Origin of the sequence: Streptomyces sp. NPDC012835 (genome assembly GCF_042900885.1) — a bacterium.
Taxonomy (GTDB): domain Bacteria; phylum Actinomycetota; class Actinomycetes; order Streptomycetales; family Streptomycetaceae; genus Streptomyces.
The window spans coordinates 947,834-962,275 of record NZ_JBIBBW010000001.1 but is presented as its reverse complement, the minus strand read 5'-3'; the positions used below and the strand labels follow the sequence as shown (position 1 = coordinate 962,275).

The 14,442-nt window shown below is 73.1% G+C and carries 11 protein-coding genes; 6 read left to right on the top strand and 5 right to left on the bottom strand.

The window, feature by feature from the left end:
- Positions 1–273: 273 nt before the first annotated feature.
- Together ACFY6S_RS04125 and ACFY6S_RS04120 are read left to right on the top strand one after the other, a co-directional pair.
- Positions 274–2,331, top strand: a complete 2,058-nt coding sequence (locus ACFY6S_RS04125) for a Xaa-Pro dipeptidyl-peptidase (RefSeq protein ID WP_388822543.1) — start codon at positions 274–276, stop codon at positions 2,329–2,331.
- Entirely contained in the window at positions 2,331–3,623 is a 1,293-nt protein-coding gene (locus tag ACFY6S_RS04120; RefSeq protein WP_388822540.1) for a M14 family metallocarboxypeptidase, read from the top strand. The genes ACFY6S_RS04125 and ACFY6S_RS04120 overlap by 1 nt, the downstream gene beginning before the upstream one ends.
- 131 nt (positions 3,624–3,754) lie before the next feature.
- Here ACFY6S_RS04120 and ACFY6S_RS04115 read toward each other — a convergent pair whose 3' ends face one another.
- Complete coding sequence (locus ACFY6S_RS04115) at positions 3,755–4,738, bottom strand: NAD(P)/FAD-dependent oxidoreductase (protein ID WP_388822537.1); 984 nt, start codon at positions 4,736–4,738, stop codon at positions 3,755–3,757.
- Positions 4,739–4,951: 213 nt separating this feature from the next.
- On the opposite strand from ACFY6S_RS04115, the gene ACFY6S_RS04110 reads away from it, so the two are divergent.
- The 3 genes from ACFY6S_RS04110 to ACFY6S_RS04100 are packed head-to-tail and all read left to right on the top strand — an operon-like array spanning position 4,952 to position 8,711.
- Complete coding sequence (locus tag ACFY6S_RS04110; RefSeq protein ID WP_388822534.1) at positions 4,952–5,269, top strand: hypothetical protein; 318 nt, start codon at positions 4,952–4,954, stop codon at positions 5,267–5,269.
- Between the two features lie 31 nt (positions 5,270–5,300).
- Positions 5,301–7,040, top strand: a complete 1,740-nt coding sequence (locus ACFY6S_RS04105) for an NlpC/P60 family protein (protein WP_388822531.1) — start codon at positions 5,301–5,303, stop codon at positions 7,038–7,040.
- 33 nt (positions 7,041–7,073) lie between these two features.
- On the top strand, positions 7,074–8,711 hold the full coding sequence (locus ACFY6S_RS04100) for an ABC-F family ATP-binding cassette domain-containing protein (protein WP_388822528.1): 1,638 nt from the start codon (positions 7,074–7,076) through the stop codon (positions 8,709–8,711).
- A 115-nt stretch (positions 8,712–8,826) separates the two neighbouring features.
- Here ACFY6S_RS04100 and ACFY6S_RS04095 read toward each other — a convergent pair whose 3' ends face one another.
- From ACFY6S_RS04095 to ACFY6S_RS04085, 3 genes are all read right to left on the bottom strand, one after another.
- Positions 8,827–11,217: a Tex family protein gene (locus ACFY6S_RS04095; RefSeq protein ID WP_388822526.1), complete on the bottom strand. Its 2,391-nt coding sequence runs from the start codon at positions 11,215–11,217 to the stop codon at positions 8,827–8,829.
- A gap of 90 nt (positions 11,218–11,307) precedes the next feature.
- Entirely contained in the window at positions 11,308–12,168 is an 861-nt protein-coding gene (locus tag ACFY6S_RS04090; protein WP_388822524.1) for a hypothetical protein, read from the bottom strand.
- Positions 12,169–12,340: 172 nt separating this feature from the next.
- Positions 12,341–13,120, bottom strand: a complete 780-nt coding sequence (locus tag ACFY6S_RS04085; protein ID WP_388822521.1) for an enoyl-CoA hydratase/isomerase family protein — start codon at positions 13,118–13,120, stop codon at positions 12,341–12,343.
- Positions 13,121–13,360: 240 nt separating this feature from the next.
- Here ACFY6S_RS04085 and ACFY6S_RS04080 point away from each other — a divergent pair, with 240 nt between their 5' ends.
- Positions 13,361–13,864, top strand: a complete 504-nt coding sequence (locus tag ACFY6S_RS04080) for an ATP-binding protein (RefSeq protein WP_388822518.1) — start codon at positions 13,361–13,363, stop codon at positions 13,862–13,864.
- Here ACFY6S_RS04080 and idi read toward each other — a convergent pair.
- Positions 13,839–14,432 carry an isopentenyl-diphosphate Delta-isomerase gene (gene idi, locus ACFY6S_RS04075; protein ID WP_388822515.1) on the bottom strand — a complete coding sequence of 198 codons (594 nt, stop codon included), beginning with the start codon at positions 14,430–14,432 and terminating at the stop codon, positions 13,839–13,841. The two genes, ACFY6S_RS04080 and idi, sit on opposite strands and share 26 nt — an antisense overlap.
- Between the last annotated feature and the right edge of the window lie 10 nt (positions 14,433–14,442).

Below are 14,442 nucleotides of genomic sequence, written 5' to 3'. Positions count from 1 at the left end.
AGGGCGCGGATACGGCGGGACAAAGCCGGACGGCTACAGCGTAACCGCTCGTCCCGCCCGTCTGGGAGCGCTCTCAGGAGGTCGCGCGGGCCGGCGGTGCGGGGACCGCCGCTCCGGGGCCCCTCGTCCCCGGCGCCCTGACCCTGCCCGTCCTCCGTCCGCCTCCTGCCCGGTTTCCATGCTTCCCTTGTCTGACTTTCGCCCGTTCCAGGCCCCGGTGGGCCGGTGACTGCCCTCTTTTGAACGGGAGTTGACCGGGGTAGCTTCCGCCCCATGGAGATCCGTGCGCGGGCAGCCCGCAGGTCGTACAGAGCGCTGGTCACAGTGGCGTCCGCCACCCTGTGCGGGGTGCTGCTCGCCCCCGCGGGAGCACAGGCCGCGCCCCCGGGGCCACCGCCGGGCCAGGCACCGACCACGGGCCAGGCGCTGACGACGGCGTCGGCGACGGTGCCGGCGAAGGCGTCGGCGAAGGTGAGCCGGCCCGTCTACTCCTACGAGGACGCCGTCCGCGAGTCCGTCTGGGTGGACACCGGCCTGGACGGCGACGGCGACGGCAGGACCGACCGCGTCGCCGTCGACATCGTCCGCCCGCGGGAACCCGCCCGCCAGGGCCGGAAGATCCCGGTCATCATGGACGCGAGCCCCTACTACTCCTGCTGCGGCCGGGGCAACGAGAGCCAGAAGAAGACCTACGACGCCGACGGCGACCCCCTCGGCTTCCCGCTCCACTACGACAACTACTTCGTCCCGCGCGGCTATGCCTTCGTCGCCGTCGACCTGGCCGGGACCAACCGCTCCGACGGGTGCGTGGACGTCGGCGGACGCTCCGACATCCAGTCCGCCAAGGCCGTCGTCGACTGGCTGGGCGGCCGGGCCCGCGGCTACGCGAGCCGTACCGGCGGCGAGCGGGCTCGGGCCGACTGGACCACCGGCGCCACCGGAATGATCGGCAAGAGCTACGACGGCACGATCGCCAACGGCGTCGCCGCCACCGGCGTCGAGGGGCTCAGGACCATCGTGCCGATCGGGTCGATCAGCTCCTGGTACGACTACTACTTCGCCCAGGGCGCGCCCCTCTACAGCTCCGGCCCCGAATGGCTCTCCGACTACGTGGAGAGCCCCGAGGCCCGCACCCGCTGCCAGGCCGTCCAGCGCGATCTGGTCGAGGGCGCGCCGCGCACCGGCGACCGGACGGCGCTGTGGGACGAGCGCGACTACGTACCCGACGCGCACAAGGTCAGGGCCAGCGTCTTCGCCGTCCACGGCATGCAGGACCTCAACGTCCGTACGAAACACCTCGGGCAGTGGTGGGACGCGCTCGCCGACGCGGGGGTGGAGCGCAAGATCTGGCTCTCCCAGACCGGCCACGTCGACCCGTTCGACTTCCGGCGCGCCACCTGGGTCGACACCCTGCACCGCTGGTTCGACCACTACCTGCTCGGTTACGACAACGGCGTCGAGCGCGAACCCATGGCCGACATCGAGCGCGCCCCCGACCAGTGGTCCACCGACCGCGTCTGGCCGCCGCGCGCCACCGCCGCCACCACTCTGCGCCCCGGCACCGGAACGGTCCCCGGCGTCGGCACCCTCGGCCGCACCCCGGCGGCGCCCGGCACCACCGGGACGTTCACGGACGACCGGCGCCAGAGCGAGGAGGACTGGGCCGCCGCCATCGACCGGTCCACCCCCGCGAAGAACGGATTCATCACCCGGCCGCTCAGCCGCGACCTGCGGCTGTCCGGCTCCGGGAAGGTGACCGTCACCGCCACCCCCTCCACCACCAGCGCCCATCTGACCGCCGTCCTGGTCGACCTCGGACCCGACACGATCCGTGACTACGGGGCGTCCGGCGAAGGCATCACCACCCTGACCGAACGCACCTGCTGGGGGCCGAGCACCACCGCCGACAGCTCCTGCTACCGGGAGACCGCCGCCCGCACCACCGACGTGGCCCACACCGTCTTCAGCCGGGGCTGGGCCGACCTCGGTACGTACGCCGACCCGGACAAGGGCCGTCCGCTCACCCCCGGCACCCCGTACACCCTCACCATCGACCTCGCCGCGAGCGACCACGTCGTCCCGGCCGGCCACCGGCTCGCCCTGATCATCGGCGGCACCGACAGCGGTCTCATCGACCCGCCGTCCACGACCCCCACCCTCACCCTCGATCTGGCCCGTACGGCGGCGAAGCTGCCCCTGGTCGGCGGCGCCGCCGCGTTCCAGCGCGCCACCACCGGCCCCGTACCCCGGCCCGGCGTGTCCGGCGAGTCCCGTCCGAGCGGCGTGACCGAGCCCCGTCCGACCCCTCCGATTCCGGGAGACCGCAGCTGATGACCTTCCGCCCGGCACCACGCGTCCGCACCCTCGCCCTGGCGGTCACCGCCGCCGCGCTCATCGCGCCGATCGTCACGGCGCCCGCCCGGGCAGCCGCCGCCCCCGCACCGCCGCGCACCGGCTTCGAGGCCAACGGCGGTACGCGGTGGACCAGTCAGCCGCAGGAACAGGAACTCCTCTCGGCGGTGGCCCGGGACGGCGCCGCCTCGCTCACCACCATCGGCACCACCGAGCGGGGCCGCCCGCTCCGGCTCGTGGATCTCGGCGCCCGGCACGCGCCCGTCACCGTGCTGCTCGTGTGCAGCCAGCACGGCAACGAGCCCTCCGGCCGCGAGGCGTGCCTGAGCACCGTCCGCGACCTCGCCTACGCCGAGGACGGCGCCACGAAGCGGTTCCTGGCCCGTACGAACGTCCTCGTCCTGCCCACCGCCAACCCGGACGGCCGCGCCGCCGACACCCGCGGCAACTTCGACGGCGTCGACATCAACCGCGACCACATCGAGCTGAGGACGGCCGAGGCCCGCGCCATGGCCGCCGTCATCCGCGACCGGCGCCCCGACGTCATCTACGACCTGCACGAGTACGGCGCCACCCCGCGCTACTACGACAAGGACCTCTTCGACCTCTGGCCGCGCAACCTCAACACCGACACCCGTGTCCACGACGAGTCGCGCACCCTCTCCGAGCGCTACGTACGCCCGGCCGCGGGGACCGGCGGACACTCCACCGGCACCTACGGGATATGGACCGACCCGGTCACCGGCGACCCGATCCGGCAGACCGCGGGCGACGGCCAGGAACGCATCCTGCGCAACGCCTCGGGCGTCAAGCACGCGCTCGGGCTGCTCATCGAGAGCCGCGTCGATCCGCTGACCGAGGAGGAGAAGGCCGACGAGGCGGTCAACAACAGGCGCCGCGTGACCAGCCAACTCGACGCGCTCAAGGGTCTGTTCACCTTCGCCGGCGAGCGCGGGACCCGGATCGCCGCCGCGACGGCGACCGCCCGGCTGGCCGGTCTCAAGGACCGCGGACCGATCTACCTCGGCGGCGCGGACAACGATCCCGCCGCCCCCGACCGGATCATCCAGAACCCGCCGTGCGGCTACCGGCTCGACGCCGCCCAGTACGCGGACGTCAAGGACGAACTCGCCCTGCACGGCGTCCTGTCCCTGCCCTCCGGCAAGGGCGCGTACGTGCCGCTGCGCCAGTCGCAGCGCGCCTTGGCGGCGCTGCTGCTCGACGGGCGGGCGGAGTACCACCTGACGGAGGGGAAGCCGGTGATCTGCTAGGGCGTGTCTTCGAACTCCCGTCGTCGCCCGAGGGGCGGACGGGAGTTCGAAGACAGGTCCCGGGGACGTCCGGCAGGCCCGGACCGGCGGAACAGGGCGGTCGCGACCCCCCGGCGCGGGACCGGGAGGGCTCAGCGGGCCCCGGGCGGGAGCTGACCCGTCGCCAGCGCGGCGGCCTCCCGCGCACATCCCCAGGCCACGGTGACACCCGCCCCGCCGTGACCGTAGTTGTGCACCAGCCGGCCGCCGCCCGGCAGCGGCGCCGCCTCCAGCCGTACCTCGGGCCGCGCCGGCCGCAGTCCCACCCGGTGCTCCAGCACCCGCGCCCCCGCCAGCTCGGGACGGACCCTGACACAGCGCGCGACGATCGCGTCCGCCTCGGCCGTGTCGGGGCCCAGGTTCCAGGAGTGCTCGGTCGTGGTGCCGCCGAGCAGCACCCCGTACGGCTGCGGCATCACATAGGTGGTCTGGGCGGAACCCGGCGGCGTTCCCACGAACCACTCCTCGATCCCCGGGTTCTCCACGATCACCACCTGCCCGCGAACCGGCCGCACCGACGCGTCCGACGCCAGCTCGCGGGCGCCGAGCCCGGAGCAGTCCATCACCACGGGCGCCAGGGCCGCCGGTTCGGCGAGGTCCGTGACCGTGCGCCGCTCGACCGTGCCGCCCGTCGCGCGCAACCGCGCCTTGAGATACCGCAGGTGCACGGGCATGTCGATCAACGGCACGGTGGCCCGCAGCGCTTGGCCGAATCCCTCGGGCAACTCGTCGGCCCGCGCCTCGCGCAGGCCGCGCACCTTGGTGGCCCAGGCGCCCAGACCGTCCAGCGGAGTGTCCGCCATCAGCCCGGCGACCATCCGCACTCCGGTCCTGTCCGGATACCGCGCCAACTGCTCGTAGTGGCGCAGCGACTCCTCCAGCCAGCCGCCCACCCGGTGGGCGGGTTCGATGTGGTACGGCCAGAAAAGCGCCCCCGCCACCGCCGAAGTGGTCCGCCCGACCGGATCACGGGTCCACAACGCGACACGATGGCCGCCCTCCGCGAGAACCAACGCCGTTGTCAGTCCGATGACTCCGCCGCCGACCACGATCACATCGCTCTTACCGCCGCTCATGCCCGGACCGTAGCGGAAACCGGAGGCCAGGCCCATTCCGCGGCCGATACCCGGAAGTGATCATGGCGCCATGTCGCCGTCCCCGGCCCGTCACGCCCGGCCTGTCGGCCGGCAGGGGGGAACTTCCACCCAACTGAGTGGAAAGAGGGCGGAACCACACACGAAACGCGCTGAGAGCGCGAGACTTCGGCCCCTCACCCGAGAGAGGACGACATGGCGCTCATCTGTCCCCACTGCAAGGCCGCCGAGGCCATCTCCTATGTGGAGAACGAGGACGGCAAGACGCTCTTTCCCTGCCTCTTCTGCGATCTGCCGCCCGCGCCGAGCCACACCAATCACATCCTGACCGTGTCCGCTCCGTGCGCCACCGAGAGGTGCGGCGGCGAGGTCCAGGACGCGTACGAATACGGAATCCGGGGTCGCCTGATCACCACGGATCGCCAGCCGTGCGGCTTCTGCGGATCGTCCAGGACGGCAGCTCAGCACGCTCCGGGCATCCGGGGCCGGGCCCGTCGCGCCGCGCGCCCGTGATGGGGCGCGGGCGGAGTGTGATCATGGCGCCATGTCACTCCCTTCCGTTCCCTCCCGCTCGAGCGGCCCCTCCCGGCGCGGAGTCGTCGCCGCGTTCGGGGCCGCCGCCGCGCTCCCTCTCCTGACCTCCCGTCAGCGGGCTTACGCCCAGGCGCCCGTGAACGCCCCCACCGCCGCGGCACCCAGTGAGGCGGTGGCCGCCGCGCCCGCCGGTTCCGCCACCGGGATCACCGTCGCCGCGCGCGACGCCTCCGCCTTCGCGTCGCTGAGCCTGGGCCCCCTGACCGCCGTACCGCTGCCGGGCCCGCCCGCCGGGTTGTCCGTACGCGACGGTGACGCCGAGGTCGCCGTGCTCACCACCGGGGCGCGCACGGTACGGCTGACCGGCCCGGAGCGCACGTTCGTGGAGAACAAGAAGCCGTTCACGGACCTCTTCGCCCGGCAGAGACCCACCGACTGGGGCGCCGCGCCCGGCGGCGGCTCCTGGTCCCACGTGAACGGCGCCGCCACTGACTACGCGGTGCAGGGCGGCGCCGGGGTCACCGTGCTGAGCAGTGCGAACCTCAGCCGGCACGCCACGCTCAGGGACGACGCGATCGGCGACGTCGACGTCCGCGCCGACGGCTCCTTCGACCGCGCCCCGACCGGTGCGGCCCTCTCCTTCGCGCTGTCCTTCGGCTACCAGGACACCAGGAACCACTACCGGGCCCGCCTCGTCCTCTCCACCTCCGGCACCGCCGAGCTGCGGGTCGAACGCGAACAGGCCGACACCGTCACCCTGCTGGCCCCCGCCGTGGCCCTGCCGAGCCCCTCCGGCGACAGCCCCTGGGCGATCCGGGTGTGCCGCACCGGTGACGGCATCAAGGCCCGCGCCTGGCAGACCGCCAGGACCGAACCCACCACCTGGACGGTCGCCACGAGCGACGCGGCGTTCCCCCAGGGGCGGGTGGGCGTCCGGGCGCTCGCCTCCACCAGGGCCACCGGCCTGCCCGTACGCCTGCGCGTCACCCGCTTCCAGGTCCGCCGGGCCGGCTGGACGGCCCCGCCCTCCGTCACCCACCGGGACTGGATACGCGTCCTGCCGGAACCCTTCGACGGCACCTGGACCGACGACATCGAGCGGACCGTGCGCGGCTGGGCGGGATCCACCGCGCCCGATGTCCTCGCGTACGCCTTCATGTTCGTGCAGGGAGCGCCCGAGGTACGGTCCGCCGCGCTCGGCGGAGCGCGGGTGCTCGGCGAAGTGGGCTACGGGCCGCTGTCGACCGCCGGCGTCCCCGCCGAGGGCGCCGACTTCCACGAGTGCATGGGGCTGCCGTGGACGTTCCCGGTGGGCGGCAGCAGCCCGGCCGACTCGGACATCTGGCGCGACAAGCTGGACTGCTCCGGCTACGTCCGGATGGTGTACGGACACCACGCGGGCGTCCCGCTGGCCAAGGGCGACGACCCGACCCGTACCGCCCTGCCCCGCCGCTCGCACCACCAGTCCCTGCACGCCCCCGGCGTCACCGTGGCCCAGTCGGCCGCCGCGCCCCCGGCCGCACCGGGGCTCCGCGTCGGTGACCTGCTGTTCTTCGACGCCGACGAGTCCGACGCCGGTGAGATCGACCATGTGGGCATCTATCTGGGCACCGACCACGACGGACGGCGCAGGTTCCTCTCCAGCCGCAAGACCCCCGACGGCCCCACCGCCGCCGACCTCGGCGGTCCGTCCGTCCTCGACGGCGACGGCCTCTACGCCCGGACGCTCCGCAAGGTCCACCGACTCTGAGCCCCGGCAGCGGCCGTTAGGATCGACGGTCTGATGACTGCCACGCTCGTAGCCAAGGATCTCGCCGCAGGACACGGCGACCGTTCACTCTTCGCCGGGCTCGACCTGGTCGTCGCGCCCGGCGATGTGATCGGACTCGTGGGCGCCAACGGCGCCGGAAAGTCCACCCTGCTCCGGCTGCTGGCCGGGCTCGACACACCCGAGGACGGGCAGCTGCGGCTCTCGCCGCCCACCGCCGCCGTCGGCCACCTGCCCCAGGAGCCCGAGCGCCGCGCGGGGGAGACCGTACGGGACTTCCTCGGCCGCCGTACCGGCGTGACCGCCGCGCAGAGCGCACTGGACGAGGCCACCCAGGCGCTCGTGGACGGCGCGCCCGGCGCGGACGACGCCTACGCGGCGGGTCTGGAGCGCTGGCTCGCCCTCGGCGGCGCCGACCTGGACGAACGGGCCGAGGAGATCGCCGCCTCGCTCGGTCTGACCGTCGGTCTCGACCAGCCCATGACCACACTCTCCGGCGGCCAGGCGGCCCGCGCCGGCCTCGCCTCGCTGCTCCTCTCCCGTTACGACGTCTTCCTGCTGGACGAGCCCACCAACGATCTCGACCTCGACGGTCTGGAGCGCCTGGAGAAGTTCGTGACCGGTCTGCGGGCCGGGACGGTCGTCGTCAGCCACGACCGCGAGTTCCTGGTGCGCACGGTGACCAAGGTCCTCGAACTCGACCTGGTCCAGCAGAAGATCACCCTCTACGGGGGCGGTTACGAGGCGTATCTGGAGGAGCGCGAGACCGCGCGGCGCCACGCACGGGAAGAGTTCGAGGAGTACGCGGACAAGAAGTCCGCGCTGGAGTCACGGGCGCACACCCAGCGCTCCTGGATGGAGAAGGGCGTCAAGAACGCCCGGCGCAAGGCCACCGACAACGACAAGATCGGCCGGAACCTCCGCACGGAGTCCACCGAGAAGCAGGCGGCGAAGGCACGGCAGACGCAGCGGCTGATCGAACGCCTCGATGTCGTCGCTGAACCGCGCAAGGAGTGGGAGCTGCGGATGGAGATCGCCTCCGCCGACCGCTCCGGCGCCGTTGTCGCGACCCTGAACGGCGCCGAAGTGACCCGCGGCGACTTCCGCTTCGGCCCCGTCACGCTCCAGATCGACCGGACCGACCGGGTCGCCATCACCGGCTCCAACGGCGCCGGGAAGTCCACCCTGCTGGCCGCGCTGCTCGGCCGTCTCCCGCTGGACGCCGGGCACGCGACGCTGGGCTCCGGTGTGGTCGTCGGCGAGGTCGACCAGGCACGCGCGCTCTTTCACGGGCCGCAGAGCCTGCTCGACGCCTTCCGCCCCGCCGTCCCCGACACCGAACCCGCCGAGATCCGCACGCTGCTCGCCAAGTTCGGCCTGAAGTCGGACCATCTGACCCGCCCCGCGACGACCCTCTCCCCGGGCGAACGGACCCGCGCGGCGCTGGCGCTGCTCCAGGGGCGGGGCGTCAATCTCCTGGTCCTGGACGAGCCGACGAACCATCTCGACCTGCCCGCCATCGAACAGCTGGAGTCGGCGCTCGACTCGTACGACGGCACGCTGCTGCTGGTCACCCACGACCGCCGTATGCTCCACGCGGTCCGCACCACGCGACGTCTGGTGGTGGCGGACGGCGCGGTGACCGAGGAGTAGGCGCGGCGAGCGGGGCGTAGGCGCGGTCGCGGGGAGTACACGGTCGCGGGGCGCGGGACCTCTCAAGGCCCGCGCGGGGCGGAGGCCCTCGTGACGTCCTCCGCCCCGCGCCCCGTCAGCGCTTGCCGCCCCGTCCCGGGTCCGTCAGCCCCGCCCGGCGCAGCGCGTCCGCCATGGCGCTGTTCGCCGGGGCCGGGGCACCCTGGCGGCCACCGCCCCCGCCACCGCCGCCACCTCGACCGGCGCCGCGCCCGCCACCGCCCTGACGCGGCTGCGGCGGCCGGCCGCCGCCCGAACGCTCCCGCTCGGGCTTCGCCGCGGACGCCTCGTCGTCCAGCCGCAGGGTCAGCGAGATCCGCTTGCGCGGGATGTCGACGTCCATGACCTTCACCCGGACCACGTCGCCCGGCTTCACCACCTCGCGCGGGTCCTTGACGAAGTTCCTGGACATCGCGGAGACATGGACCAGCCCGTCCTGGTGCACCCCGATGTCCACGAACGCGCCGAAGGCGGCGACATTCGTCACGACCCCCTCCAGCACCATCCCGGAGGCCAGATCACCGATCTTCTCGACGCCGTCCTTGAACGTGGCCGTCCTGAAGGCCGGGCGCGGGTCCCGCCCCGGCTTCTCCAGCTCGCGCAGGATGTCCGTGACGGTCGGCAGACCGAAGGAGTCGTTGACGAAGTCGCCGGGCTTCAGGGAGCGCAGCACCGAGGCGTTCCCGATCAGGGACGCGACCCCGCCGCCGGTGGTCTTCACCATCGACCGGACGACCGGATACGCCTCCGGGTGCACGGACGAGGCGTCCAGCGGATCGTCGCCCTCACGGATCCGGAGGAAGCCCGCGCACTGCTCGTACGCCTTGGGACCGAGCCTGGCCACGTCCTTGAGCGCGCGCCGCGACCGGAAGGGGCCGTTGGCGTCGCGGTGCGCGACGATGTTCTCCGCGAGCCCGGCGCCGATGCCTGAGACGCGCGAGAGCAGCGGCGCGGAAGCGGTGTTGACGTCGACGCCGACGCCGTTCACACAGTCCTCCACCACGGTGTCCAGGGAGCGGGAGAGCTTCACCTCGGACAGGTCGTGCTGGTACTGGCCGACGCCGATGGACTTGGGATCGATCTTGACCAGCTCGGCCAGCGGGTCCTGGAGCCGGCGGGCGATGGAGACGGCGCCCCGGATCGACACGTCCAGCTCGGGCAGCTCCTGCGAGGCGAACGCGGAGGCCGAGTACACCGAGGCGCCCGCCTCGGAGACCATCACCTTCGTCAGCTTCAGCTCGGGGTGCTGGGCGCACAGCTCACCGGCGAGCTTGTCGGTCTCCCGGGACGCCGTGCCGTTGCCGATGGCGATCAGCTCGACGGCGTGGTCCTTCGCGAGCCGGGCCAGCCTGGCCAGCGACTCGTCCCACCTGTTCGCCGGGACGTGCGGGTGGATCGTGTCGGTGGCGACGACCTTGCCGGTGGCGTCGACCACGGCGACCTTCACACCCGTACGGAAGCCGGGGTCCAGGCCGAGCGTGGCCCGTGTCCCGGCGGGCGCGGCCAGCAGCAGGTCCCGCAGGTTCGAGGCGAAGACCCGCACCGCCTCGTCCTCGGCTGCGGTCCGCAGCCGCAGCCGCAGGTCGATACCGAGATGCACCAGGATCCTGGTCCGCCACGCCCACCGGACGGTGTCCACGAGCCAGGTGTCGCCCGGCCGGCCCCGGTCGGCGACGCCGAAGCGGCGCGCGACCATCGCCTCGTAAGCGCTCGGGCCGGGGGGTTGTGGTGCCTGCGAGGGCTCCTCCGGCTCCATGACCAGGTCGAGGACATCCTCCTTCTCGCCGCGGAACATGGCGAGGACCCGGTGCGAGGGCAACCGGGAGAAGGACTCGGCGAAGTCGAAGTAGTCGGCGAACTTGGCGCCCGCCTCCTCCTTGCCCGCGCGTACCTTCGCGGCGAGCCGCCCCCGGGCCCACATTCGCTCGCGCAGCTCCCCGATGAGGTCCGCGTCCTCGGAGAACCGCTCGGTGAGGATGGCGCGGGCGCCCTCCAGCGCGGCCGCCGCGTCCGCCACCCCCCGGTCCGCGTCCACGAACGGGGCCGCCGCCGCCCGCGGTTCCACCGACGGGTCGCTCAGCAGCCCCTCGGCGAGCGGCTCCAGACCGGCCTCACGGGCGATCTGCGCCTTGGTCCGCCGCTTGGGCTTGAACGGCAGGTAGATGTCCTCCAGGCGCGCCTTGGTGTCGGCGGCCCGGATCCGCGCCTCCAGGGCGTCGTCGAGCTTGCCCTGTTCCCGTACGGATTCCAGGATCGCGGTGCGCCGCTGCTCCAGCTCCCGCAGATAGCGCAGCCGCTCCTCCAGGGTGCGCAGCTGGGCGTCGTCGAGCATCTCGGTCGCTTCCTTGCGGTAGCGCGCGATGAACGGCACGGTCGAGCCGCCGTCCAGCAGCTCGACCGCGGCCCTCACCTGCCGCTCCCGCACACCGAGTTCCCCGGCGATCCGGTCTTCAATGGATGTCGTCACGCTCACGCTCCGCTGTTCATTGGTCCGCCGTGAGCATTGTGACAGGCGGTAGTGACATCGGCGGGCGCGGCCCGCTGCGGGGGACCGGGCTCAGCGCGTGCCGAAGATTTCCGCGGGGAACGCGCCGGCCGCCACCGCCGTCGCAGTGAACGCGCCCGCCAGCTCGGTGAGCCGGGCCACGCCCGCCGCGCCCAGCCCCTCGTACGGGGCCCGGTCCAGCCGGTCGGTCTCGTGCTCCAGGGCCTTGCGCAGCTCCACGCCCGCCGGGGTCAGCCCCTCCGCTTCGTCCAGCAGTCCGCGTGCCCGCAGCCGCTCCTGGGCGGCGGTCCACTCCTCCTGGCTCCAGCCGCGGCTGGAGCTGACCCACCCGTACGCCATGCCCCGGCCGCTCGCGGTGTGGCTGGCCAGCGCCTCCACCGGGTCGAGGCCCGCGGTCACCAGCACCGCGAGATGGGTGTCGCCCCGGTGTTCACGCAGCAGTGTCGCGGCGTGCCACAGCGCGAGATGCGGCTCCCGGGGCACCGGCAGGTCGGCGTTGGCCGCGTACAGCGGGCGCGCCGGGCGGGCGCCGGCCCCGGCCGCCACCAGCGCCAGCTCGGCCGCCTCGGCCAGCTCCTTCGACGCGACGGCCTCCTCGCCCAGCAGCCGCCGCAGCATCGAGTCGGCGGCGCGCAGGCGCGCTTCGAGCGCCCGCGCGGGGGAGGCGGTGTCCCAGAGGCGGGGGACGTACCGGCCGACCTGTTCGTGGTTGAAGTTGTAGAAGGCCGCGGTCACCACCCCCGCGCCGACGGGGCCGAGCGGGGCGGCGCGGGCCGCGAAATAGGCGCCCCGCGCGTCCACGTCGAGGCGCGCGAACTCGTCCGCGAGGTCGGGGGCGAAGTACAGAGCCGAGTGGAGCGGATTGAGAGCGGCATGACAGTGCCGCACGGCGCGATCGGACAGAGAAGTCATGGCAGTCATGTTACTGACCGGTTGGTACGAGGCCCAGGGGCGCGGTGAGGACGCTCGGGGCCGCGATCCGGCGGGCCCGGCACAGAAGGCGCAGGAGGAGAAGGTCCGGCACAGAAGGTCCGGCACAGAAGGCGCAGGAGGAGAAGGTCCGGCAGAAGGCCCGGAGCACGCCCTACGCGGTGTCCCGTGCCGGTGCCCCCTGGGGCGTCCAGGTGAAGCGCGGCTCCCGGCGCTCCAGGAAGGCGGCGACGCCCTCCGCCGTGTCGCCGCTGCCGCGCGCCTGGTCCGCCCAGTAGGCGCCGGTGCCCGCACGCCCCGAGGCGAACTCCTTGGCCGCCCCCTGGGTCAGCGCCGAGCGCGAGACGAGCAGCCGGGTGAACTCGGCCACCCGCTTGTCCAGTTGGCCGGACGGCAGCACCTCGTCCACGAGTCCCGTGCGCAGTGCCCGTTCCGTGTCGATCAACTCGGCGGAGAACAGCAGGTACTTGGCGGTCGCCGGGCCCACCAGCGAGACCAGCCGCCGGGTGGACGACTCCGGGTACACGATCCCCAGCCGCGCCGGGGTGACACCGAAGAGGGCGCCCTCCTCGGCGAAGCGCAGATCACACGCGGCGGCCAACTGGCAGCCGGCGCCCACGCAGTGGCCCCGCACGGCGGCGATCGTCGGCCGGGGGAAGGCGGCCAGCGCCTCTTCGGCCCGCACCGCGAGGCTCCGCGGATCGTCGCCTGGCCCGGCCGGCTCCCGCAGCGAGGAGATGTCCGCGCCCGCGCAGAACGTGCCGCCCTCGCCGGTCAGCACCAGCACCCGTACGGCGGGATCGGCCGCCAGCCGGTCCAGCAGCGGCGGCAGCTCCCGCCACATGGGTGCCGTCATGGCGTTGCGCTTCGCGGGGTGGTGCACGGTCACACGCGCCGTACCGTCGGTGACGGAGTGCAGCAGTCGGGGCTCCATGCGCCGGATGCTATCCCCGGGGCACATGCCCCCTCAGCACGACCGGTCAATCGACGGAAGAGATCGATCTGTTTCGCGCCGCTTTCCGTCAGAAGCGGTCCTATCCGGCCAATTGCCGCTGACTTCTGTTCAGTAGTCCGGAACGAACTATTTCGGTCCGCACACTCGGTGACCGTGGGAGTCCGTCGGGGCGGGCCCCCACGGGAAAACACCGTTCCGACCGAAGGTGGGTACCTCAGCATGGAGAGCCGCGCGAGTCTTCAGGCCCGGCCACTGCCGTACGAAGGAGTCTGGCGCTTCGCCGCCCCCGCCACCGACGCCTCCGTACCCCGGGTCCGGCACGCCGTACGGGACCTGCTCGCGCGTAAACGCGTACCGGTCAGGGACGTCGTGGTCCAAGGGGTGCTGCTCATCGTCTCCGAGCTGGTCACCAACGCCGTGCGTCACGCGGCGCTGCTCTCGCCCGAGGTGGCCGTCGAGATCGCCGTCGGCGCGGAGTGGATCCGGATCTCCGTCGAGGACAACCATCCCTACCGGCCCACCGCGCTGGAGACCGACCACGCGCGGACCGGCGGGCGCGGGCTGCTGCTCGTACGGGAGACCACCCGCGAGGCCGGCGGCGGCTGCGGCGTCGAGCACACCGCCGGCGGCGGGAAGATCGTCTGGGCGGTGCTGCCCTTCCTCTGCCCGGTCGCCGTGGAGCGTCCGCGCGAGAGCGTCACCAGCCCCCGGCAGGGCCTGTGAGCTCTCTGACCGCCGGACGAGCCGCGTCCAGCACGGTCATGAACCACGCGGAGAACGGCGCCGCGCTGTGCCGCTCGGCCAGCTCCGCCGGGGTGACGAACACGGTCTCGGCGACCTCCTCCGGGTCGGGGTCCGGCGCGGACTGCGCCAGCCCGACGAAGAGGTGGTTGTACTCCTGCTCCACCAGCCCGGACTCCGGGTCGGGGTGGTTGTAGCGCACCGTGCCCGCCTCGGCGAGCAGCGAGGGCGAGATGCCCAGCTCCTCGTGGGTGCGGCGGGCCGCAGCGGCGAACGGCGCCTCGCCCGGGTAGGGGTGCCCGCAGCAGGTGTTCGACCAGACGCCGGGGGAGTGGTACTTGCCCAGCGCGCGGCGCTGGATCAGCAACCGGCCCTGCTCGTCGAAGAGGAAGACGGAGAACGCCCGGTGCAGCCGGCCGGGCGGCTGGTGGGCGCTGAGCTTCTCGGCGGTGCCGATGGTGTTGCCGTTCTCGTCGACCAGCTCCAGCATGATCGTTTCTTGTGCGCCGTTCGACGAGCTGTTCGCCGTAGTGACTGGTGTGGTCGGCATAACCGTCCTT